This is a genomic window from Nitrospirota bacterium (genome assembly GCA_040757595.1).
Lineage (GTDB): Bacteria > Nitrospirota > Nitrospiria > Nitrospirales > Nitrospiraceae > JBFLWP01.
The window spans coordinates 50,244-73,289 of the sequence record JBFLWP010000017.1; the positions used below are offsets into that span (position 1 = coordinate 50,244).

Annotated in this window: 19 protein-coding genes; 10 read left to right on the forward strand and 9 right to left on the reverse strand. The window is 68.1% G+C overall.

The window, feature by feature from the left end; all coding sequences use genetic code 11:
* Window positions 1-11: 11 nt before the first annotated feature.
* The 9 genes from AB1411_14220 to AB1411_14260 all read right to left on the reverse strand — a co-directional run bounded on the left by AB1411_14220 (window position 12) and on the right by AB1411_14260 (window position 11,584).
* Window positions 12-875, reverse strand: a complete 864-nt coding sequence (locus tag AB1411_14220; protein MEW6544750.1) for a universal stress protein — start codon at window positions 873-875, stop codon at window positions 12-14.
* Between the two features lie 60 nt (window positions 876-935).
* A complete protein-coding gene (locus AB1411_14225; protein ID MEW6544751.1) occupies window positions 936-2,060 on the reverse strand; it encodes a PAS domain-containing protein in 1,125 nt (374 codons plus the stop codon).
* A gap of 111 nt (window positions 2,061-2,171) precedes the next feature.
* A complete protein-coding gene (locus AB1411_14230; protein ID MEW6544752.1) occupies window positions 2,172-5,627 on the reverse strand; it encodes a CHAT domain-containing tetratricopeptide repeat protein in 3,456 nt (1,151 codons plus the stop codon).
* A gap of 114 nt (window positions 5,628-5,741) precedes the next feature.
* Entirely contained in the window at window positions 5,742-6,656 is a 915-nt protein-coding gene (locus AB1411_14235; GenBank protein MEW6544753.1) for a DUF4384 domain-containing protein, read from the reverse strand.
* Window positions 6,657-6,805: 149 nt separating this feature from the next.
* Window positions 6,806-8,023 carry an ABC transporter permease gene (locus tag AB1411_14240; GenBank protein MEW6544754.1) on the reverse strand — a complete coding sequence of 406 codons (1,218 nt, stop codon included), beginning with the start codon at window positions 8,021-8,023 and terminating at the stop codon, window positions 6,806-6,808.
* 108 nt (window positions 8,024-8,131) lie between these two features.
* The gene (locus AB1411_14245; protein MEW6544755.1) at window positions 8,132-9,466 is read right to left on the reverse strand and encodes an efflux RND transporter periplasmic adaptor subunit; all 1,335 of its coding nucleotides are present in this window, start codon (window positions 9,464-9,466) and stop codon (window positions 8,132-8,134) included.
* Between the two features lie 207 nt (window positions 9,467-9,673).
* Window positions 9,674-10,312: an alpha/beta hydrolase gene (locus AB1411_14250; GenBank protein MEW6544756.1), complete on the reverse strand. Its 639-nt coding sequence runs from the start codon at window positions 10,310-10,312 to the stop codon at window positions 9,674-9,676.
* A gap of 69 nt (window positions 10,313-10,381) precedes the next feature.
* Window positions 10,382-11,326, reverse strand: a complete 945-nt coding sequence (locus tag AB1411_14255; GenBank protein MEW6544757.1) for a magnesium transporter — start codon at window positions 11,324-11,326, stop codon at window positions 10,382-10,384.
* 27 nt (window positions 11,327-11,353) lie between these two features.
* Window positions 11,354-11,584 carry a hypothetical protein gene (locus AB1411_14260; protein MEW6544758.1) on the reverse strand — a complete coding sequence of 77 codons (231 nt, stop codon included), beginning with the start codon at window positions 11,582-11,584 and terminating at the stop codon, window positions 11,354-11,356.
* Between the two features lie 578 nt (window positions 11,585-12,162).
* Between AB1411_14260 and AB1411_14265 the strand changes: the two genes are divergently transcribed.
* From AB1411_14265 to AB1411_14310, 10 genes are all read left to right on the forward strand, one after another.
* Complete coding sequence (locus tag AB1411_14265) at window positions 12,163-12,666, forward strand: universal stress protein (protein MEW6544759.1); 504 nt, start codon at window positions 12,163-12,165, stop codon at window positions 12,664-12,666.
* 10 nt (window positions 12,667-12,676) lie between these two features.
* Complete coding sequence (locus tag AB1411_14270; protein MEW6544760.1) at window positions 12,677-13,600, forward strand: universal stress protein; 924 nt, start codon at window positions 12,677-12,679, stop codon at window positions 13,598-13,600.
* 47 nt (window positions 13,601-13,647) lie between these two features.
* A complete protein-coding gene (locus AB1411_14275; protein ID MEW6544761.1) occupies window positions 13,648-13,908 on the forward strand; it encodes a DUF2934 domain-containing protein in 261 nt (86 codons plus the stop codon).
* Window positions 13,892-15,265 (forward strand): hypothetical protein, encoded by a 1,374-nt coding sequence (locus AB1411_14280; GenBank protein ID MEW6544762.1) that lies wholly within the window; start codon window positions 13,892-13,894, stop codon window positions 15,263-15,265. The genes AB1411_14275 and AB1411_14280 overlap by 17 nt, the downstream gene beginning before the upstream one ends.
* Window positions 15,262-15,738, forward strand: coding sequence for an NAD(P)H-dependent oxidoreductase subunit E (locus AB1411_14285; GenBank protein MEW6544763.1), 477 nt, complete (start codon window positions 15,262-15,264; stop codon window positions 15,736-15,738). The genes AB1411_14280 and AB1411_14285 overlap by 4 nt, the downstream gene beginning before the upstream one ends.
* Before the next feature lie 57 nt (window positions 15,739-15,795).
* Window positions 15,796-17,298, forward strand: a complete 1,503-nt coding sequence (locus AB1411_14290) for an NADH-ubiquinone oxidoreductase-F iron-sulfur binding region domain-containing protein (GenBank protein ID MEW6544764.1) — start codon at window positions 15,796-15,798, stop codon at window positions 17,296-17,298.
* Window positions 17,295-20,108: a formate dehydrogenase subunit alpha gene (fdhF, locus tag AB1411_14295; GenBank protein MEW6544765.1), complete on the forward strand. Its 2,814-nt coding sequence runs from the start codon at window positions 17,295-17,297 to the stop codon at window positions 20,106-20,108. Before AB1411_14290 ends, fdhF begins: the two co-directional genes overlap by 4 nt.
* Before the next feature lie 131 nt (window positions 20,109-20,239).
* On the forward strand, window positions 20,240-21,058 hold the full coding sequence (locus AB1411_14300; protein ID MEW6544766.1) for a formate/nitrite transporter family protein: 819 nt from the start codon (window positions 20,240-20,242) through the stop codon (window positions 21,056-21,058).
* Between the two features lie 63 nt (window positions 21,059-21,121).
* A complete protein-coding gene (gene pfkB, locus AB1411_14305) occupies window positions 21,122-22,075 on the forward strand; it encodes a 1-phosphofructokinase (GenBank protein ID MEW6544767.1) in 954 nt (317 codons plus the stop codon).
* Window positions 22,076-22,201: 126 nt separating this feature from the next.
* On the forward strand, window positions 22,202-23,046 hold an 845-nt coding region (locus AB1411_14310), incomplete at its 3' end, for a universal stress protein (GenBank protein ID MEW6544768.1).

Sequence of the window (23,046 nt, forward strand, 5' to 3'; positions counted from 1 at the left end):
CCGCGCCTCTTCTATCTCACTACCAGCACCGGACAAGGCGCCCGGTGCAACACGGTGTGCGAGGCGCTGCCCAGCAGCAACCGCGTCGCTCCGCGACGGCCACGGGACCCCATGAGGATCAGATCGGGCTTGGTCTCCCCCGCCCAGCCGAGGATGGCGTGGCCCGGGTCCCCCAGCGTGACCGAGCCGGACGCCCGGTGGCCGAGCGCGGAAAGCCTCTTCGCCACATCGTCCACGAAGTCCCGCGCGCTCGCGATCGCCTTCTCCTTCAGCGCCTCGGATTCCGAAATTCCCACGGGCCAGAGCGGCGCAGCGAAGGGCAGGATGGTCAGGACCGTCACCTCCGCCGGGTCCTTGAAGGGCTTCGTGGCCAGAAACTTGTGGGCCGCCCCGGCGTCCTGCTCGCCCTCCACCGCCAGCAGGACCCGCTTGAGCGCCCGCATGGGCTTGTTGACCACGAGCGTCGGGCAGGGCGCGCCCGTGACGACGCGGTGGGACACGCTGCCCAGGAGGATCTCCTGCACCGGGCCGAGCCCTCGCGCACCCACGACGATCAGGCCCGCCCGCTCCTGCTCCGCAGCCGCCAGGATCGCGTCAGCCGGCGCGCCGACCTCCAGGCGCTTGACGGCCGGGCCGGTGTCGCCCGGCAGGATCGAGACGACGCGGTCGAGCAGCCGCTCGCCGTCCTCCTTCATCCCGCGCTCGACCGTCGTGTAGAGCTCCTGGGCGACTTCCGGCACCATCATCGGATAGGCCGGCTTGGGCACGTCCAGCGCGTGCAGCACGACGACTTGCTCGGCCCGCGCCAGGTGCGCGAGCGCCCGCGCCGCCTCGTACGACTGATCGGAACCGTCAACGGCCAGTAAGATTCTCATACGCTTCCCCCCGTTGCATTCTTGAACGATTCAACGAACAGATGAGTCACGCCCCCGCGCTTAGCTGGGTCTTGGATAATGCGTCTTCAAGCATTCCGGACAGATGCCATGACTGAACTCGGCTTTCGAATGCGTGGCCACATACACCTCCATCGCCTGCCACTGGTCACGTTCGTTCCGGATCTTCTTGCAGTGCATGCAGATGGGCAGGATCCCTTCCAGGATCCGGATCTGGCCTAACGCCTCTTGGAGCTCGCGAATGAGCTTTTCCCTGGTCTCGTCCGCCCGCTTGCGCTCGGTGATGTCGCGCTTGATTCCAACGTAGCAGACGGGCGCATTCTGCGCATCCCGCACGGCGAACGCCGACAGCTCGATGTCGACCGTGCGCCCGTCCTTCGCTCTGGAAGTCACTTCGCCGCGATAGGCGCCGTTCCTCGCCAGATCTCCGGCGATGAGCGAGAACGTCTCCTTGCCCAGATGGATCGCCGGCGTCTGACCCAGCAACTCGCCGTCGGAGTACCCGACGAGCGAGCGATGGGCTGCGTTCTGTTCCAGGTAATTTCCTTGCGTGCCGATGATCGCGATCGCGTCGTTGGAATGCGCGATGATCTCTCTGTAGAGGGCCAGTTTCTCTTCTTCCCGCTTCCGGTCGGTGATATCGATGGCCATGCCTCCCACGAACTTTCTGCCTCCGGAGGTGTTGACCGGAAACTTGAACACCAGCCACTCCCGCGGCCCTTCGCCGGGAGTGGGCACGGTCTCGATAAACTCCGAGCAACGGTTGGAGGCCAGCACTTCCGCGTCATGGTCACGAAGCCGCTGCGCGACCTCCGCCGGGAGAAGTTCCACATCTGTCTTGCCCTGCCACTCAGCAGGCGTACAATTGAATCGGCGCACCAACGGCTGATTGACATACACGTAGCGGCCGGCCTCGTCCTTGAGAAAGGCGACCGCGGGGCCATGGTCCATGAAGGCTCTGAAGCGCGCCTCGCCGTCTTGCAGGGAGACATGGGCCTGCCGGATCAGCGCGAGGATCGTGCCGGCGACCAGGAGCGAGACGATCCCGCCTGTCACCAAATAATCGGTCGTCACCCGTCCGTGGAAGAAGAGGCTCATGCCAGCCGCCAAAAACTCCGTGAGCCCGATGGAGATCCAAACGAAATGCCACAGACTGATCCGACTCACCCTTTGAGCCAGGTATCCGGCGCACTTTGACAATTTGCCATCCATTGGCTTCCCTTTCACACCGCCTTGTCCTTTCCCGACGACACATGCAATGAACACTCCCAACCGTTGTTATTTCCAATCTCCCGTCAAGTAGAACGGCGCCCAGTAGAAGGGATCGCCGAACCGCTCGGTTCCGAGCAGCGCCACCTGGGCCTTTTGCAAGGCCTCGTCCTTCGGCATCGTCCGGAGGTTCCGGTAAAAGGCCTCCATCAGCTTCGCGGTCGAGAGATCGCTCACGCTCCACAGGCTGGCCACGATGGACGGCGCGCCGGCGTAGATGAACGCCCGGTTCATGCCGATCACTTCGTCGCCGGACGTGGCCACGCCGAGCCCGGTCTGGCAGGCGCTCAACGTCACGAGGTACGGCTTGAGATCCAGCGCGAAGACCTCGCTGGCGGCCAGCCGGCCGTCCTCGCGACGCTCCCGGTCCATTGCCAGCCGGAGCCCCGTGTAGAGCGGGTCTAACTCGCTGAACTCCGCGTGGCTGGCGAAGTGGAGCACGTCGTAGCGCCCGCTCTCTTCCTTGGCCGCCGCCTCCGAGGCCTCGCCCCTCACGCGGACGGCCGCCGAGGGGTACAGGGCCGCCAGCGCCTCGACCTCCGCCTGGGCATAAGGCAGGTCCAGCTCGGGATTGCCCAGGTCGGGATTGCCGAACGCCAGCAACCGGGAGCCCCTGGGACGATCTTTGGCGAGCGCGTGCTGGAGCACCGCGGCGCTCGGCGCGAAGAAGAGTGGAGAGTCCTGGATCAGATACCGCTCGCTCGAGTGGAGCGCCTGGAAGGGCAGATAGTGGAGGCTGTCGTAGGGCACGATGCCCAGCCGTTTCCCGTGGATCAACGGCTTCACCGGCCGGATGAGCAGGTCATAGAGGCCGCGGGCCAGACCCTCCTGCTCCGCCCGGTCCCGGTTCGCGATCGCCTGCCGGAATTGCCTGATCTTGTCCGTCAGTTCGCGCCTGCCGATCGGCACGGTCCGCACGCTCAAGGCCTGCGCCTCCACGACCCAGACGTAAAGCCGGTCCTCGCCCGGAAAGTATTCGAGCAGGGTCACGTCCGGGGACAGGGAGGGACGGAAGCTCTCGTAGGTCAACGGAGCCGGGCTGACGAGCGACGCCAACTCCGGCTCCGCCCGTTTGATCTTCAGGACGATCCCTCGGTAGCGGTCCACGAGCTGCGCGACGGCGCCCGAGGCCGGGGCGCCGTCCGTCCCCGCCTCGGCTCCTGCGGCAACCGGCAGGCCGCGCGCCTGCCGGCTCTCCTTCAGCAACAAGTCCCCAGCGGCCGCCCGGACGTCCCGCTCTTCCTGCAAGAGCGCGCCGTTGCGGAACCGGACCTCCTTCGTCGCCAGCAGATCCACGAGCCCCCTGGCCTTGGCCCGCTCCAGCGCCTCGAATCCCTTCCCGGCCCCGTAGAGCTCGGTCGCGAGCACGATCAACTCTCCGTAGATGCGCTGCTTGTTCGCCTGGAACAGGCGCTTGTTCAGATCGGTCTCCAGGGCGGAGCGGATCGAGTCGAGGTTGTCCGCGGCGCCGAGGTCATTGCGGTAGGCTTCCTCCTTCAGCAGGTGCGCGAGGGCCTTGACCTGCGTCGCCGCGGCCGGCGCGTCCTTGGCCTCTTCCAGTCCTTTCAGAATCCCGGTGAATCGCGCGGCGGTGGGCTGATCCAGCAGCACAAACAGGGAGTCGGTCTTGGCCGCATAGAGCGAAAACAGCTCACGCTTGACCCGTTCCCCCTCCGCCGGATCCGTGATCGCGGCGAGGGAGGGGAGCCGCGATTCGAGGAGCCTCGCCTCCGTGATGAGCTGCTCCGCAAACTTCGAACGGAGGTGCCACTTCAGCTCCTCCAGCCCGTCCGCCTCGACCCGCGCCAGCGTCGTTTTCAGCAGCTCCGCCCCCTTTCGGTGGTTCCCCTCCAGCACGTGGGAGTAGGCAGTGAGCCCCTCCGCGACCACGTCGCCGAAGCTCAGCCTGGCGCGCTTGAAATAGTCGCGGGATTCCTCGACGAGGGCCCGGCCCTTCTGGATCTCGCCCACATTGATGTAAGCGTCCCCGACCATCAGCGTGACCCAGGCGTAGCCTTCGAAGTAGCTGATCTGCTCCCGCTCGGGTGCGAGCAGCACCGCCTGCGCGACGTCGGCATAGTGCCGCCTCGCCTTCTCGCCCTGGCCGATCACGTTCCGATAGTCCCCGCGGAAGTAGTGGATGGTCGTCCTGCCGCCCTCAGCCGAGGTGATCCCTTTGATCAGGATTACGTCCGGCGGGAGGCCGGGATTCTTCATCGCCACGTCAATAGCCGCCTCCCGGTCCTTGCCCTGGAAGAGGTGCTTGCGGCGCTCGTACAGGGCGGTCAAGGCCCGCTCCGCATCCTCGAGCCCCTGGTCGTAGCTACCCAGCCTGGCCTCCACCGCGCTGAGCCGGGCGTAGGTGACCGAGGTGAAGTCCTCCTGCGGCGACAGGGCGACCGACTCCCGGAGCAGGCGGATCGCCTCCGCGTAGCGGCCCAGCTCGGCCAGCAGCCAGCCCAGTTGGCTCAGGGCCCGGCTGGCCTCATCCGGCTTGCCCTCCCCCTTGGCCCGCTCGATCACCGACCGGAACGCCGGAACGGCCTTTCCATAGTCCCCGTCGAAATACAGCCGGTCCGCCTCGTTGAACGCTTCCGAGTAGCGGGGGTCCGGTTTGAAGCCGCCGGCCGTCATACGGGCGGCGGTTGCATACTTGCCGGAGGCGGCGTAGGCCGCCAAAATCTCGTCTCCCTGTACCTCTATCCCGATTTTACGGAACGAATCCTTGGCCACCATGAGCCATTCCTGCTCCTGCTCCTGATTGCCCAGGTTGCGATAGGCCCGGCTCACGGCGCCCGCGGCGACGCCCCGCCCTCGGAAGAACTCCCGCCGCTCCCCCGACGACGCCAGGTTGATCAGGAGCGACATGGCCTCGAAGTGCTTCAGCGCCCGCTCGCCCACCTGCACGGCCTGCCGGTCGTTCCCCAGCAAAAACTGCAGCACCGCCGAGGAGGACTCGGCCATCGTGACGGTCTTGAGCATGTCCACGTCCGGCGGCCAGCCGTGGTGCGCGACCGCATAGTCGAGGATCGCGTCCCGGTCTGACGTGCCGGCCCGCCCCTTCCACCGCTCGGCGGTGAGCGAGAGCGCCTGCTCGGCCGACGCCAGCCCCTCCTGGTAGCTCCCCGCCTTGGACTGGATGATCGAGAGCTGGGCGTAGAGGAGGGCCGTATCCAACCCCCGCTGCTCCGCCAGCCGGATCGTCCCTCTGGCCTCCCGCTCGGCCTCTTCGAACCGCATGGCTTCCGCATAGGCCCAGCCCAGCAGGTTCCTGACGGAGACGGTCGCGCGCGGGTCGCCCTTCTGCTCCGCCTCGCTCACCGCCTCCTGGAGCGTGCGGATGGCCTCTTCGTACTTCTGCTCCTCGAGCAGCGCCGCGCCTTCCTTGTGCTTGCCGGACACGTACGGGCCGGCGCAGGCCGCGAGGGCGACCAGCAGGATCCACAGAATTGACGATTGAATCATTGCCGATTGACGATTCATAAGCGATTGATTGCGCGACGACTTTTGCTGAAGTTATCCATTGGCGATGCTCATTCCTGATCCTTTCAACGAATCAATGACTCTCTGAATCAATCGTCACTCTCTCTCGACCGTCGTGAGCGTCACGACGGCCTCGGCCAGCTCTCCGCCGGCGGCCGCGCCGCCGCCCGCCCCCGTCGCCGGCTTTTTCGGCCGCAGCTCGATGCCCCGGACCCGTTCCTGGAGCCCGTCGAGGTATTTCCGGGCGTCCGCGGTCGCTTCGCTCTCGGCCAGCTCCTGACCGAAAGGCCTCGTGCCGGCCAGAGCCTTGACCGCTTCGGCGCCGAAGGGCGCCTTCACCATGAACTCGTACGGGCTGTCCGGTCCACCGAACGTGTAGGTCTGGCCCGCCTTGATCAACGCCTGCTGGGCGAAGAGGTTTGGGACCAGGTGCACGACCTCGCCGTTGGCCTGGTAGTAGTCCAGCTTGAGGTAGGCGTCCCGCTCGCTCCAGACGTAGACGACCATCCGCTCCCCCTCTCGGAAGGCGGCCGGATCCTTGTTCGTCCAGACCTTCAGACGGAACGCCGAGGGATTGACGAGGAGCGGGGTCTGGGCGGCCTGGGCGACCTGTTTCGCGTTGACCCGCTGGTTGATCAGGGACGTGACTTCGGCCGGGTCCAGTTGCGCGGTGAGCGCCACGCAGACCTTCCGGCCCTGCTCCTCCTCCTTGAGGATCTTCAGGTTGCGGAGCATGGCCCGGCTGAGGCTCTTGACGATGTCGTCGGCAAGCTGGTAGTTCGCGACCGTGGTGGAGGATTCCACGAAGACGTGGTGGCTCTCGATCGCCCGCTGCTTGGCCAGCGCGAGCGCCATGGTCTTTCCTTCCAGCGCGCTCTCCCGATCCCCGTACTGATAGCAGGCCTCCCCGCTGACCGCCTCCAGGCTCCCGGCCTGAGCCGGCGGGCCGGCCGCGAGCCCTGCCCAGGCGACCATGACGACCGCCAGCCACTTTTCGCCCCTTGCGCGCATCGAGCCCTCCTTCCCAAGCCGTCAGCTATCCGCTTGCAGCGGTCAGCGCCTCTGAACTCGACGCGGAGAAGGGGTGACGGGACGACGCGGCGATCTCCGTTTCGCCGTGTCACTGTGTCCCCGCGTCTCCCCTTCGCTCCATCCCCGTGTCATTCATACCTCAGCGCGTCGATCGGGTTGAGCCGCGACGCCTTGTTGGCCGGGTAGAGGCCGAAGAAGATGCCGACCCCGACCGAGAAGAGGAACGCCACCGCCACGGCCCGCGGCGACACGATCGCGGGCCACCCGATCACGGTCGTCACCAGCCGGGCGCTCGCGACGCCCGCCAGGACCCCCAGCACCCCGCCGACCGTGCTGAGGATCACCGCTTCGACCAGGAACTGCATGAGGATGTGCCGGCGTTTGGCGCCCACGGCCATCCGGATGCCGATCTCGTGCGTGCGCTCGGTCACCGAGACCAGGAGGATGTTCATGATCCCGATGCCGCCGACCAGCAGCGAGATCGAGGCGATGCTCAACAGCATGAGGACCATCGTGCGGCTGGCCCCGGCCGAGGCCTTGGCGATGTCCTCCATCGTCCGGATCGTGAAGTCGTCCTCCTGCCAGGCCGGCAGCCTGTGGCGCGTGCGGAGCAGGTCCTTGATCTCCGGCACCACCGCGGCGGCCTGCTCGCGCTTCGCCGTGGCGACCATGATGATGCCGACCGTGCCGAGAAACTTGGTGCCCAGCACCTTGCGCTCCGCGGTCGAAAACGGAATGTGGACGACGTCGTCCTGATCCTGTCCCAGGAGCGACTGGCCCTTGGGCGCCATGACGCCGATGACGCGCAAGGGCACGTTCTTGATCCGGATCTGGGCCCCGATGACTTCCTCGCCCCGCTCGAAGAGGTTCTCCGCGGCGGTCTTGCCCAGGACCGCGACCTTCGCCCCGTTGTCCTCGTCCGACTGGGTGAAGAACGTTCCCTGGGCCATCGGCCAGTCTCGGATGTCCGGATAGACCGCGGTCGTCCCCAGGACGATGGTGCTCCAGTTCTTGTTCTCGTGCACGACCTGGAGCACGGCGCGCGTCGCGTAGGTGACGGCCGAGACCTCCGGAATCCTCCGCGGGATCTCCTTCGCGTCCTCGACCGTGAGCGTGGAGACGCCCCCGAACCCGGTTCGCACGCCGCTGACCGTGGTGGCGCCGGGAATGACGATCAGCACGTTGGTGCCGAGGCTGGCGATCTGCGCCTGGACCGACGCGGCCGCCCCCTGCCCCAGGCTGACCATCGTGACCACCGCGCCCACGCCGATCACGATGCCGAGCATGGTCAGCCCGGCACGGAGCGGATTGCGCCCCAGCACCCGGAACGCCAGTTGGACGGTCATCACTAAAAAATTCACAGGAACCTTGGGGCTCGAGGCGCGGGGCTAGAGAGGGGAACAGGGGTGTTCCTTATATCCCCTCGCCCCTTGCCTCGCACCTCTCGCCGTTCATTATCTCAGTTTCGGGATGCCCCCGAAGCCGGGCGGGAGGTCTTTCTGTCCCGCCGCGTCCGGCGTTTCGAGCCCGAGGATCACCGGATCGCCCTCCTTCAGGTCGCCTTCCAGCATCTCCGTATAGGTCGAATCGGCGACGCCGGGCTTGATCGCGACCGACCGCGGCTCCCCTTTCGCGCCGACCGTCCAGACCTCCGCCTTCTTCCGCTCCGCGGCCGAGCCCGGCATCTTGAACCGCAGCGCGACGTTCGGCACCCGCAGGGCGTCGTCCCTGTGGGCCGTCACGATCGTGACGTTGGCCGTCATCCCGGGCTTGAGCCTGAGGTCCCGGTTGTCCACGCCGATCACCACGTCGTAGGTGACCACGTTCTGGATGCTGATCGGGGAGTTGCGGACCTGGGTGATCGTCCCGATGAAGGGCTCCTTCGGATAGGCGTCCACGGTGAACCGGGCTTCCTTTCCCTCCGTGACCCCGCCGATGTCCGACTCGCTCACGTTCGCGTGCACCTCCATGCGGGTCAGATCCTGCGCGATCATGAAGAGCGTCGGGGTCTGGAAGCTGGACACCACGGTCTGCCCCACGTCCACGTTGCGGGAGACCACGATGCCGTCCACCGGGGAGTAGATCGTGGTGTAGCCCAGATCCAGCTCCGCGTTGGAGAGCGTGGCCTGGGCCTGGTCCACCTGGGCCTGGGCCACTTCCACCTGGGCGGCCGCGTCGCGGAAGCTCGTCCGGGCCAGGTCGAGGTCGGCCTGGGCCACGAACTGTTGCCGGCGCAGCGTGTCCATCCGATCCATTTCCAGCTTGCGCTGCGCGAGCGCCGCCTGCGCCTTGAGCAGGGCTCCCTGGGCGTTCCGCAAGGTCGCACGGGCCTGGCTCACGCGGGACTGGTAGACGGCGGGATCGATCTGCGCGATCATCTGCCCCTGCTTGACCACCGAATTGAAGTCCGCATACAGCGCCTTGATCTTGCCCGTGACCTGGCTGCCGACCTGCACGGAGACCACCGGATTCACCGTGCCGGTGGCCGTCACGGTCGCGGCGATCGGCCCGCGATCCACCGTCGCGGTCTTGAACCGAATCGGCTGCTCGCCGGGCGAGAGCCAGAACCAGAGGCCGATCGAGACGGCGCCCAACCCGGCCAGGAGCAGAAAGACGCGAAGCCGGCGCGGGCGGCCCGTGGCCGGCTGGAACGGGCTCGGCTGCTCGGGAAGGGATTCGACCGGCTCGACCGGCAGGACCAGCGCGGACGCTTCGATCACCGGCTCCTCCGAGCCGGGGCCTCCCGGCTCGTCCTGCCTTGATTTCGACTCCTCGGCCTGCACCGTCATGATGCGGTTCGACCCCTGAGCGTGGATTACAGTGAAGAACGCCACTGGACAAAGCAAGAGGGGTGCCGAACTCGATAGGGTCGCCAAAGAGGGACGCGAACAATATCAATGGGTTCAGAGTCTGATTCCGGTGCGAGCGTGAGGAGCCGAGCAGAATGGGGAGAATCTCCCCAGGAGGAGTCGGACCCATGCGGCGGGGAGGGGCAGTCAAGCCAGGTAGCGAACGAACCAGCGCAGCGCGAGATCGGCGACCTGCTCCAGCTTGCCCGGCTCTTCGAACAGGTGCGTCGCGCCGGGGACGATGGCCAGGTCCTTCGTGCAGGTCAGCAACTCATAGGCCTCCCGGTTCAACTCGATCACCGCCTCGTCCCAACCCCCGACGATCAGCAGGGTTGGGGCGGTGACTTTCGGCAGATACGGCGCCGCGAGGTCCGGACGTCCTCCGCGCGAGACGACGGCCGCAACGGAGGACGGCGAACGGGCCGCCGCCTGGAGCGCCGCCCCGGCTCCGGTGCTGGCCCCGAAGTAGCCGAGTCGGAAGCCCTCGGTCGAAGGATTCGCGGCCAGCCACTCGGCCGCGGCCAGCAGCCGATCCGTCAGCAGGTCAATGTCGAAGACCTTCCGCCGATCCTCGGCCTCCTCCTCCGTCAGCAGATCAATCAGCAGCGTCGCCAAGCCCCCGCTCTGCAACCGCTCCGCCACGAAGCGGTTGCGCGGGCTCATCCGCCCGCTCCCGCTCCCGTGCGCGAAGAGCACGACGCCGCCGGCCTTCTCGGGCACGGCCAGGATTCCGCTCAGCCGAGCCCTTCCGGCCGGCACGATGATCTGTTGGCCGCCGAATTTCATCACGGGAATTCGAGCTCTCAGCTTTCAGCCTTCAGCCTTTCTCCTGCGAGCCGCGCTTCCATCTGCTATTCACAGCAGCGCCGTCGCGATGCTCAGGTAGATGGCGACGCTGAGGAGATCCTGCAGGACCGTCGCGATCGGTCCGCTGGCGAGCGCCGGGTCCGCGCCGAGACGGGCGAGCCCCCAGGGGAGCAGGCTGGCCACGAGGGTCGCTTCCAGCGATGTGGCAGCCAGCGTCGAGGCCAGCACCAGCGAGACCGATCCGCGACCGTCCACCAGCAAGAAGCCCAGGCCGGCCAGGCCGCCGAGCGCGCCCCCGATCAACAGCCCGATCGCGCCTTCCCGCAGCAACTGCGCCCCGAGCGAGACCCTCCCATAGGCCAGCGAGCGGACCAGCACGGTTTCGGTCTGGGTCCCGACCGCGTCGGCCATGTAGACCACGAGCGGGAGAAAGAACGCCAGGGTGATCTCCTTGGTCAGGGCTTCCTCGAACAGGCGGGCGATTCCGGCCGCGAGCCACCCGCCCACGAGCCCGAGCATGAGCCAGGGCATCCGCGCGCGGAACGCGTCCAGGGTGCCGTCCTGCGCCATCGGGACCGGATGGGCTGGGTCCACTCCACCCATGCGGAGGATGTCGTCCACATGCTCCTCGTGGAGCAGGGCGAGCAGCCGGCCGATGGGAATCGCCCCCAGCAGTCTGCGCTGGCCGTCCACGACGGCCACGTCCGCGTCATGCCGCTCGACCGCGAGCAGGGCGGCCGTCTCCGCATTGTCGTCCGGGTGGACTTCGACCGGCGGATCGCCTTGGAGATCGGAGAGCGGGACGTGAAGACCGGCGAGGAGCAACGTCTCGATCGGGACCTGCCCGACGAGCCGGGACCGGTCATCGGCCAGATACAGGTGGCTGGCTTCTTCCAGCCGGTGGCGACGGAGAGCCTCCCAGGCGGCCGCGACCGTGTCGCCGGGGCGCGCCCGCGGCACGGCCGCGGTCATCAGATCGGCGGCGGTCGGCATGGGCGCACACTCCAGTGACCGGAACCGTCAGACGCCGAGCGGGACGACCTCGCCACGACGCGGAGACTTGCCCTCCAGCCGTTCGACCAGGCGCTTCAGGCGGGATCGTCTGACCTGGCGTCTGGTGACGATGCCCGGCTCCACGACCTCCCCGCAGTTCAGACAGCGCCAAGCCCGCAGCCACAGGTGCCCGGTATCATCGGTGAGGTCCATGAAATGGTCCACCAGCATCAGACCGTGACAGCGTGGGCAATGCATGTTCTTACCTCTCCCCCTTGAAGGCCGAACGCTGAATCAAGAGCGTGCCCCGGTTCATCGTTCATCGTTCAGCCTTCATCGTTGCCACTGCTAATGGCATTCCGTCGGACAGAAGAAGACCAGGTACAGGAACAGCGCCACGCCGAGCCCGATGGCTCCCACCAACAGCCACTGTGCCTTCGTCAGAGTCATGGACGTTCCTGCCTCCCGATGGACCGGAGGCAGCAAGAGCGGTGCCACCTCCAACCGTGAGACGTGAGGCGTGAGACGTAAAACGTTACGGGCAAGAGGATATTGCCTTCCTTGTTCCGTCATCTTTTCGGCCATCACCTCTCACGTTTCACCTTTCACGTTTCACGGCTTTTGTGGCCTTCCGCTACAGGCGGGTTTCCCTTGACTGTAGCAGGACTCCTCCGCCCGCGAACGGGCGGCACGAGGCAAGGGGCACGGGGTGAGAGATTCGAGAATAAAGTCCGGCCTCTAGCCCCGCGCCCAGTGCCTGTGCCCATCTATGGCATCGGCCTTGCTCACCTATTCAACCACGAGCCATTGATTCCTTGACGATCGCTGGAGGTCCTATGCCTGACGTACTGTTTCCGAAGATTCTGGTTCCCGTGGACTTCTCTCCCTGCTCGGAGGAAGCCTTCCGCGTCGCCCTGTCCTTGGCCCGGTTGTACCAGTCGGAGGTGCTCTTGCTTCACGTCACCGACACCAAGAGCCTGCAGGCTTTGAACGCGCTGGGGCTCGCCCTGCCGTCGGAGGAGCGGGCCCAAAAAAGACGCCTCAGCCACCATGCCCGGCTGCACGCGCGCCGGCTGCTGCGCTCCGACGCCGCCAAGGGCGTTCCCGTCCGCCGGCTCCTGGCGGAGGGGACCCCGTTCGTGGAGATCGCCCGTGCGGCCCGGGCCGAGAAGGTCAGCCTCGTCGTCATGGGGAGCTACGGCGGCCAGACCGGCAACGTGGAAAAGATCTTCTTCGGCAGCACGGCCGAGAAGGTCGTGCGAACCGCCGGCTGTCCGGTCCTGTGCGTGCCGCTGCCGGCCAGGATGGCGCCGCCCCGCGGGACGGCGAAGAAACCGTGAGGGGCCGACGATGACGACTTTGCCTAAAGAGATTCTCTTCGCGACGGACTTTTCGGACTGTGCGGCTCGGGCCGAGCGGTATGCCTACCTGCTCGCCAAAGCCGGCGGCGCCGGACTGACCGTCCTCCACGTGCTGGAGACCCCGCCCGGCATGGACATGGAGTATGCGGTCAACCGCCTGTACCTGGAGTCTTTGCAGAAGGAGACGGACGAGGGCTTGGAGGCGCTGAGGAGCCGGGCCGCCCAGGCCGGACTGGCCGTGAAGGTCGAGCGGGCGACCGGGATTCCCAGCCAGCGGATCGCCGAACTGGCCGGCAAGATCCACGCAGATCTGCTCGTGCTGGGCACGCGCGGCAGGACCGGCCTCGAGCACGTGCTGCTCGGCAGCACCGCGGAGCGGACGGTCGTCGGCGCACCCTGCCCGGTGCTGACGGTCCGGTCGGCCGAGGCCAAGGCGGGGGACAGCCCCGCGATCACGCGCATCCTGGCGCCCGTTGACTTCTCGGACTGCTCGCTGGAAGCCTTGGAATACGCGGTGCAGGTATCCAGGCTGTTCCACGCCCCGCTCGCGCTGCTCCACGTGATGGAGCCGGTCGCCTACGGCCTGGACTTCACCCTGCTGGCGGCGGGAGAGGCGCGGAAGACGCGGGAAGCCCTGGAGACGCGCCTGGCCGAGCTGGCCCTGCCGCTCGTCCGCAACGGTCTGACCGTCCGTCGCCTGGTGCGGGGAGGGATGCCGGCCGACTCGATCCTGGACACGATCAACCAGGACTCTTATGATCTGGTCGTGATGGGCACGCACGGGCGGCGCGGTCTCTCCCACGTCGTGAGCGGGAGCGTCGCGGAACGGGTCCTGCGCCGGGCTTCCTGCCCGGTGCTGACGGTGAAGAGCCCGAAATTCGGCCACAGGGGACAGCGAACAGCCAGCCGCTAACAGCAACGAGCTACTCGCGGCAAGCTATCTTCAAAGGAGACACGGTTATGGCCAGGAAAAAGACCTCCCCGAAGACGACTCCCAAGGCCGGTGCCAAGCCGGAGCCTGCCGCATGCGCGAAACCCAAGGCGACGATGCCCCGGACAGCCGAGACTCCGATCGAGCTGCCTGACGGGATGTGGGAACGGGTCGCCAAGAAGGCCTACGAGCTCTGGGAGCAGCGGGGCCGGCGGGAGGGGCAGGACCTTCAGGACTGGCTCGACGCAGAGACGATCGTGATGGAAGAGATTCATGAAGCCCGCGAGTGAGCCTGCGGCTGAGAGCGAGGTGATCCGGGTGGGCCAGTCCTCCGCCATTCCGCTCGACCCGGCCTACGAGTCCCTGCTCACCAGGCTGGAGGCCCTGTCGCTGGAGCCGGGCTTCCGGCTGCAGCGGGAGCTGGCCCTGGGCCGGGCCCTGCGTCCCTACGTCGAATACGCAAGGCGGCTCCCGATCGCGCCGCTGCCCGAGGAGGTGGCGCTGGCCACCCTCTACCTCTACGCGGACTTCTTTCCGGAGGACGGGCAACTCGATCTGATCGAGCAGCTCCGGGACGTGATCGAGACTCACGTGCCCCAGGAGGAGCGGGATTGGCTGGACCCCCTGCACCATTCGTACATGGACCTGTTGGAAATCCGCGCCATCGGCCCTGAGGGGGGCCTGCTCGCCCTCCGCTCGCTGGGCGACGGGAAGGAGTTCGACGTCCCGGCCGGCGCCTTCAGCCGCTCCGTCGCGCCCGGGCAGGTGCTGCTGACGCGCCTGCTGCGCCGTCCCGCGCTGACGCTCTTCGCCGGCCCGTCGGTCGTCCTGTCGGCGGCGAACGCGCGCACGGTGCTCGAGACGACGCAGGACTGGCGGCGGGAGATGGAGGCGGCGGCCGGCTCCTTCGAGCTGGGCGAATGGGAGGAGTTCGCGAAGCGGTACGGCTACATGCTGATGTGGCAGGTGGCGCAAGCGCGGCTGGGCCTCCTGATCCAGTCTGAGACCGGCATCCGCTACGCGACGGCCAAGGGAGAGCCGCTGCTCTATGCCCTGGCCTTCTACGAGCACCACGAGCCACGATTCCTGGCCGACGGCCTGGGCGGCATGAAGGACTGTCAGCCGGAGGCCGCCGAGGCGGGCCGGCCCAAGAGCTGGGTGCAGCGGGACGCGGGCGGAGCGGTCGTCGCGCGGCTGGTCCTCACCAGGACCCAACTGTTCGTCGAGTGCGACTCCTCCGAGCGGCTGGACGGGCTCAAGCACCGGCTGGCTTCAACGTTCGGCTTCTCGCTCCGTTTCCTCGGAGAATCCGCCGCCCTTCCCGCTCACGAATTCCGGTGGGAGGCGGTGGACCTCACGAAGGACGGGCCCCCGACCAGATCGGTGGTCGTCCCGGTGGAGGAGGAGCATCGGCTCCTCTCCGCCTTCCTCGATTCCGCCTATCTGGAATGGGCGGATCGGCCGTCTCCGGCCCTGGGAAGCCACACGCCGCGCCACGCCGCCGCGTCGCCGGCCACGCGCGATCTGGTGGCCGGCCTGATCGCCCAGATGGAGCGGGACGATCCGGCCAGCAGACGGACCGGCAAGCCCGGCTACGACTACAACCGGCTCCGGGCTCACGTCGGCCTGCCGGAGGTGCGTCCATGAAGGACTCCCGTTCAGCGCTGCTGGCCGAAGTCCTGGACCGGCACCGGGCCCTGGCCGACCGGACCGGACAGCCGAACATCCTGGAGACCCTGCTGGCGGTCCAGGCGGCGCTCGGGGCCGTGCCGGTCGGCTCCGTGCCGGAGATCGCGCGGGCCTTGGAGGTGACCGAGGCGGACGTGGCCGGCGTGCTCACGTACTACCCGGAGCTGCGCACGGCTCCCCCGGGCCGGCACCTGATCCGCGTCTGCATGGGCGAGTCCTGCATGGCGAACCACGGCGACCGGGTGCTGAACGCCCTCCGTGAGAGGCTCCACGTTGATCCGGGGCAGACCACCGGGGACGGCCGCTTCACGCTGGAGCGGATCTACTGCGTGGGCAACTGCGCGGTCGGGCCGAGCGTCATGGTGGACCACGACGTCCACGGGCGGGTGAGTCCGGAAGATGCGCCGTCGCTGCTGGACGACTATCAATAACGTGAAGCGCAGTTCGCGGATTCGACGAGATACGCTTCACGCTTCACGAGACTGCATATGACTCGTCTCTACATTTCCAACGACACCTCCGCCGTCGCGGCGGGGGCGGACCGGCTGGTCAGGGCCTGGACGCGGGAGCCGGACATCGAGATCGTCCGGACCTCCTCCCGCGGAGCCTTCTTTCTCGAGCCGATGGTGGAACGGGACACCAAGGACGGGCGGATCGCCTGGTGCAACGTTCAACCACACGACCTGCCCGGGATTCTGGCAGGCGAGGGCGGCACGCCGGTGGATCGGATTCCGTTTCTCGCCCAGCAGACGCGCGTTACCTTCGCCAGCTTCGGCGTGACCCGGCCGCTCTCGTTCGACGACTACGTCGCGCACGGAGGCTGGAAAGGGCTGGAGCGGGCACGGGCACTCCCGCCCGACGCCGTCATCCGGGAGCTCAAGGTCTCCGGCCTACGCGGACGCGGCGGCGCCGCCTTCCCGGTCTGGAACAAGTGGCTCGTCGCAAAGGACACCCCTGCCGATCGCAAGTACGTCGTCGCGAACGCGGACGAGGGGGACGCCGGCACCTACTGCGACCGGATGGTCATGGAAGGCGAGCCCTTCCGGCTGATCGAGGGCATGCTGATCTGCGCCAGGGCGATCGGGGCGGACCGGGGCTACATCTACTGCCGGCAGGAATATCCGACTGCGGCCCGGGTCCTGCGGGAGGCGATCCGGGAGGCCGAGCTCCGGGGCCTCTTCGCGCACGACCACGGCCGCTTCCACTTGGAGGTCTTCGTCGGCGCCGGCTCCTACGTCTGCGGCGAGGAGACCGCGTTGCTGGACTCGCTCGAAGGGGGACGCGGCGTCGTGCGGGCGAAGCCCCCCTACCCGGCCGTTTCCGGCCTCCATGGAAAACCCACGATCGTGAGCAACGTGCTGACCTTCGCGACCGTGCCGAGCATCCTGGCGCGCGGCGGCGAGTGGCACGCTTCGCTCGGCACGGAGCGGTCCCGCGGGACGATCCCCCTGCAGATCGGCGGGCGGGTGAAGCAGCCGGGGCTCGCGGAGATTCCCTTCGGCGCCACGCTGGGAGAGGTGATCGAGCGGTTCGGCGGCGGGATGGCCGCTGGCGCTAGGCTCAAGGCCGTGCAGGTGGGGGGACCGCTGGGGAGCCTGTTCCCCGCCTCCGGGCTCGGCATCCGGATCTGTTACGACGCCTTCGCCGAAGCCGGAGCGATCCTCGGACACGGAGGGATCGTCGTGTACGACGACGAGACGGACATGGTCGAGCTGGCCCGGCACTTCATGGCCTTCACCGCCGACGAATCCTGCGGGAAGTGCACGCCCTGCCGGATCGGCTCGGTGCGCGGGCGGGAAATCCTGGAGCGCATCCAGGCCGGCCGCGGCGGCCAGGGCGACTTGGATCTGCTGGCCGACCTGGGCGAGACCATGAAGACGGCCAGCCTCTGCGCGCTGGGCGGCCGGGCTCCCTATCCGGTGCTCACGGCGATCGAGCACTTCGGAACGGAGTTCAGGCGCGGGGTTCGAGGCGAGAGGCACGAGGAATGAACAGACCATCTCGGCCATCGGATCCTCACCCCGGCCCCGAGCCTCGCGCCCCGAGCCTCGCGCCAGTCAGGCTGACGGTGAACGGCCAGGCCGTGACGGCGGCGCCGGGACAGACCCTGCTCGAGGCCGCGCAGGACGCGGGGATCGTCATCCCCCGCCTCTGCGCCTCGCCGCACCTGGACCCCTTCGGCTCCTGCCGCCTCTGCCTCGTCGAGGTCGAGGGGCAGGCCGGCACGCCCGCCTCCTGCACGACGTTGGTGCGGGAGGGCATGGTCGTCTGGACCGAGACCGAGCGCGTCCTCCGTCACCGGCGCAACATCGTCGAGCTCTATCTCTCGGAAGTGCCGGAAGGGGCCGAGCCGCCGGAGCTGCTGAACAAGCTCGCCGCCAGGCTCGGCCTGACGCAGGTCCGGTACCGGGACGCGGCCAAGCGCGTCCGCTACCGGGACGAGTCCAACCCGTTCTTCACGTTCGACAACGACCTCTGCATCTCCTGCGCCCGCTGCGTGCGGGCCTGTGCGGAGATCCAGGGCACCTACGCGCTGACGATGGTGGGGCGCGGCTTCGAGGCCCGGCCGGTCGCGGGTGGGCTTTACCACCCATCGCCCATCACCCATCACCCATTTTCTTCTGGGTTCGCGTCCTCGAACTGCGTTTCCTGCGGGGCCTGCGTGAAGGAATGTCCGACCGGCGCCCTGGCCGAGAAGGTCATGGCCGCGGCCGGCCGGCCGCTCCAGCTCGTCAAAACCACCTGCGCCTACTGCGGCGTCGGCTGCTCGTTCGAAGCCGGCGTCCGCCAGGGCCGGGTCGTCACGATGCTCCCGGCCGACGACGGCCCCTCCAACCACGGCCACGCCTGCATGAAGGGCCGGTTCGGCTGGACCTACATCTATGCGCCGGACCGGCTGCGCAAGCCCCTGCTCCGTCAGGGCGCCGGCTGGCGGGAGCTGACCTGGCCGGAGGCGCTCGACCGGCTGGCCGCCGAGTTCACGCGGATCAGGGAGACCCACGGCCCGGAGGCGCTGGCGACGATTTCTTCCAGCCGCGGGACGAACGAGGAGAATTACCTCTTCGCCAAGTTCATGCGCTGCGTGCTCGGCACCAACCACATTGACAACTGCGCCCGCGTCTGCCACAGCGCGACCGTGACCGGCATGATGGAGGTGCTCGGCGCCTCGGCCGCCACCAACTCGATCCAGGACCTCGATCTGGCCAAACTGATCCTCGTCGTCGGCGCGAACCCGACCGAATCCCATCCGGTCGTGGGGGCCAGGATCAAGCAGGCCGTGCGCCGCGGGGTCCCGCTCATCGTGATAGATCCCCGCCGCACCGAGCTGGCGCGGCTGGCCGACCTGCACCTGCAATTGCGTCCCGGCACGAACGTGGCGCTGCTCAACGGCCTGGGCCACGTCATCGCGCAGCAGGGACTGCTGGACCGGGCCTTCATCGCCGCCAGGACGGAGGGCTTGAAGGACTGGCTGGACAGCGTCACGCCCTGCACGCCGGAGGAGACCGAGCGGATCACGGGAGTGTCGGCGGCGCTCGTCCTGGAGGCGGCCAGCCGCTACGCGACGAGCGGGGCCTCCTTCTGCGTGCACGGGCTCGGCGTCACCGAGCACCGGTGGGGCAGCCACGGGGTGATCGCCCTCTGCAACCTGGCGCTGGCCACCGGCAACGTCGGGAAGCCCGGCACCGGCATCAATCCCCTGCGCGGCCAGAACAACGTGCAGGGGGCCTCGGACATGGGCTGCCTCCCGACCCACTTCGCCGGCTACCAGAGCCTCGACGATCCGGGCCTGGCCGCCCGGCACCGGGCCGTCACCGGACGCCCCCTCCCGACCAAGCGCGGCATGAAGACTCCCGACATGTGGGACGCGGCGCTGGAGGGACGGCTCAAGGGGCTCTGGATCATCGGCTACGACGTGGCCCAGACCGACCCGAACCTCAAGAAGGTCCGTGAGGCGCTGGGGCGGCTGGAGTTCCTCGTCGTGCAGGACCTCTTCCTCTCCGAGACGGCCAAGCTCGCGCACCTCGTGATCCCCGGCGCCTCGTTCCTGGAGAAGGACGGAACCTTCACGAACCTGGAGCGGCGCATCCAGCGCATCCGGAAGGCGGTGGACCCGCCGGACGGCGTCCTGCCGGACTGGCTCGTGGTCGGCGAGGTGGCGACGCGGATGGGCTATCCGATGAAGTACGCTCATCCTTCCGAGATCATGGAGGAGATCGCCGCGCTCACGCCCAGCCTGGCCGGCGTCTCCTACGAACGGCTGGAGCGCTCGGACGGGCTCCAGTGGCCCGTGCCGGCGGCGGACCATCCGGGCACCCCGCTCATGCACCGGGAGAGCTTCCCGCGCGGGAAGGGCCGGTTCGTGCCGGTGGACTATCTCCCGCCGGGCGAGTCCCCGTCGAAGGACTACCCCTTCATTCTGACCACGGGCCGCATCCTGCAGCACTACAATTGCGGCGCCCAGACCCGCCGGACCGACATCCTGCAGGTGGTGGACGCGGACGTGCTCGAGATGCACCCGGCAGACGCGGCCGGCCTCGGCCTGACGCACGGGGACCTCGTCCGGCTCGTGAGCGCACGGAGCGACGCGGTGCTCCCGCTGGCCGTGAGCGACCGGGTCCTGCCCGGCCATCTGTTCACGAGCTTTCACTTCCCGGCCACCGACGTGAACGCGCTCCTCTCCTCCAGCGCCGACGAGAGCTCCAAGTGTCCCGAATACAAGGTCTCAGCGGTGCGAGTCGAAAAACTTGCGGGCGCGGGGCTCGGGGCACGGGGCGAGAGGCGATGGAGCTTGATTACGTGATGACAGGATACGAAGCGCGGAGGGCAGGCGACACGGGGACGCGGCGACAGGTGGACCCGGTGACCGCTGCGTCGCCCCGTCTCCGCGTCTCCGCGTCGGATACCTCGCGCCCCGAGCCCGTGGCGCTGCCGATGTTCGACGCCTACGCGCCGCCGCAGATCGCGGTCCGGGTGCGGGAGGTCGGCGTGGCCAAGGCGACCGCGCCGGTCCCCACGATGCTGGGGCTGGCCGTCCTGGCCGGCGCCTTCATTGCGCTGGGGGCCCTGTTCTTCACCGTGACGATCACCGCCGGCGGCGCCGCGCCTCTCCCCTTCGGGCTCGGCCGCCTGCTCGGCGGAATGACGTTCAGCCTGGGCCTCGTGCTGGTCGTGGTCGGCGGAGCCGAGCTCTTCACCGGCAACAACCTGATCGCCATGGCCTGGGCGGCCGGCAAGGTGACGACGGGGCAGGTGCTCCGGAACTGGCTGTGGGTCTATCTGGGCAACCTGCTCGGCGCGCTCGGCACGGTCGCGCTCGTGCTGCTGACCGGGGTGAACGGGCTCGCGGACGGGGCGGTCGGCGAGACCGCGGTCCGGATCGCGCGGGCGAAGGTGTCGCTGGACCCGGTGGCCGCGGTTGCCCGCGGCGTCCTCTGCAACGTGCTCGTGTGCCTCGCCGTCTGGCTCTGCATGGGCGCCCGCGGCGTGGCCGACAAGATCCTGTCCATCCTGTTCCCGATCACCGCCTTCGTCGCCTGCGGGTTCGAGCACTCGATCGCGAACATGTATTTCCTCCCGGTGGGCCTCGCGCTGACCGCGGGAAGCGCAACTCCGATTTCGCTCGGCGACGCGATCACCAACCTGGGGCTGGTCACCCTGGGCAACGTCCTGGGCGGCACGGTCCTGGTGGCATTGGTCTACTGGTTCGTTTATCTTCGGGGAGAAGGCACGAGGCTAGAGGCCAGGGGCTAGGGGAACCCTCTGTGATCCTCGCGCCACGAGCCTCTCACCCCGCGCCTGCGCACAAGCCAAGCGATGATCTACACCATCACCCTCAACCCGGCCCTGGACCACTATCTGGAGGTGGAGGACCTCCTGATGGACGACGCCAACCGCGTCAGGTCCGAATGCCTCTTCGCCGGCGGCAAGGGGATCGACGTCTCCCGCGCAATCCGGCGCCTGGGCGGGGACAGCATGGCCCTGGGGTTCATCGGGGGACACAACGGACAGATCCTCGTAGATCTCTTGAAACAGCAGGGCGTGACCTCGTATTTCACCCCCGTCGCGCAGGAAACGCGCCGAGACCTCATCATCAGCGCGCGGCGGAGCGGCGCGCAGACGCTGCTGCACGCGAGGGGACCGGCCATCTCGGCGGAGGAATGGCGATGCTTCCTGGCGCACCTCCGGGTCCTGGAGCTCCGCGATTCTTACGTGGCGCTCGGCGGGAGCCTGCCGCGGGGCGTGCCCGCCGATGCCTATCGGCAGATCGTGGCGCTCGTGCAGAGCCGCGGGGCGAAGGCCGTCCTGGACGCGGACGGCCCCTGTTTCAAGGCCGGTCTGAGGGCGAAGCCGTTCGCGATCAAGCCGAACCTGCACGAGCTGCGGCGGGCGACGGGACGGCGGTTGAGGACCGAGGCGGAGATCCTCGCCGCGGCCAGGGATTTGAACCGCTCGGGCATCGAAGTCGTCATCGTCTCGCTCGGACGCAAGGGGCTCCTGGTCGTGAGCAGCCGTGGGGCCCGCTCGCCGCAAACGGCGATCCGCGCGGTCCCGCCGCGCGTGAAGGTCCGGAGCCGGGTCGGGGCCGGCGACTCCACGGTGGCCGGCTTCGTCTTCTCGCATGCGAGCGGCAAGTCGTTCGAGGACTGCGTGCGGTTCGCGACGGCGGCGGGCACCGCGGCGACCCTGGCGCCCGGCAATCAACTGTGCCGCCTGGCGGATGTGCAGCGGCTGGCCCCGCGGGTCACAATACGAACAGTGAAGGGTTAATGGGTGATGAGTGATGGGTGACGAGATTGACCCGAACCAAAGTCGCCAGTCGCCGTCGTACCTTCAACTCATCACCGATCACCCATCCCCGATCACGAGGAATCGCAGACCGAAAGGAGTCCGATGATGAGAATACTGCTGGCGACGGACGGATCCAAGCACGGACGATGGGCGACGGAATGGATCGGGCGGCTCCCGCTCGTGGAGCGGCCCCAGGTGACGGCGCTGCACGCGGTGGACGCGGCGGCCCTCCGGGCGCCGTTCATGGTGCAGCCGGTCGTGGCCGGCAACGAGCGATTCATCCAGGCCGAGATCAGGCGGATGGAGGCCCAGGCGAAGAAGGTCCTCGCGGAGACCGCCTCGCTCCTGGCCGCGCTGGGCCTCAAGGGCAAGGCCCGGAAGGTCGAGGGCTCGGTCGCCCCGTCCATCCTGAAGCAGGCGCCCGGCCGCAAGGGGCTCATCGTGGTCGGCAGCCGGGGCCTGGACGCCATGGACCGGTTCATGCTCGGCAGCGTCTCCACCCGGGTGACCCAGCACGCCCCCTGCTCCGTGCTCGTCGTCAAGCAGCCGCCCCGGCCGATCCGCCGCATCCTCCTGGCCACGGACGGGTCCAAGTCGTCCGAGAAAGCCCTGGCCTTCCTGCTGCGCGAGTTCGCCCCGCGGAGCGCGACGCCGGAGCTCGAAGTGCTCGTCACGCACGTCATGCCGTTCATCAAGTATCCGGAAGTCAGGGAGGCGGGGCTCGCGCTGGCCCATTACTATGCGGACAAGCTGGCCAAGGCCGGCTACCGGGCCGAAGAGATCTGCCAGCTCGGGCATCCCGCCGACGAGATCATCAAGGTGGCCGACCACCGGAAGGCGGACCTGATCGTGGCCGGGGCCAAGGGCCTGGGCGCGGTCGCGCGCTTCCTGCTCGGCAGCGTCTCGACCAAGCTCGTCCAGCACAGCGCCTGCTCGGTGCTGGTGGTGCG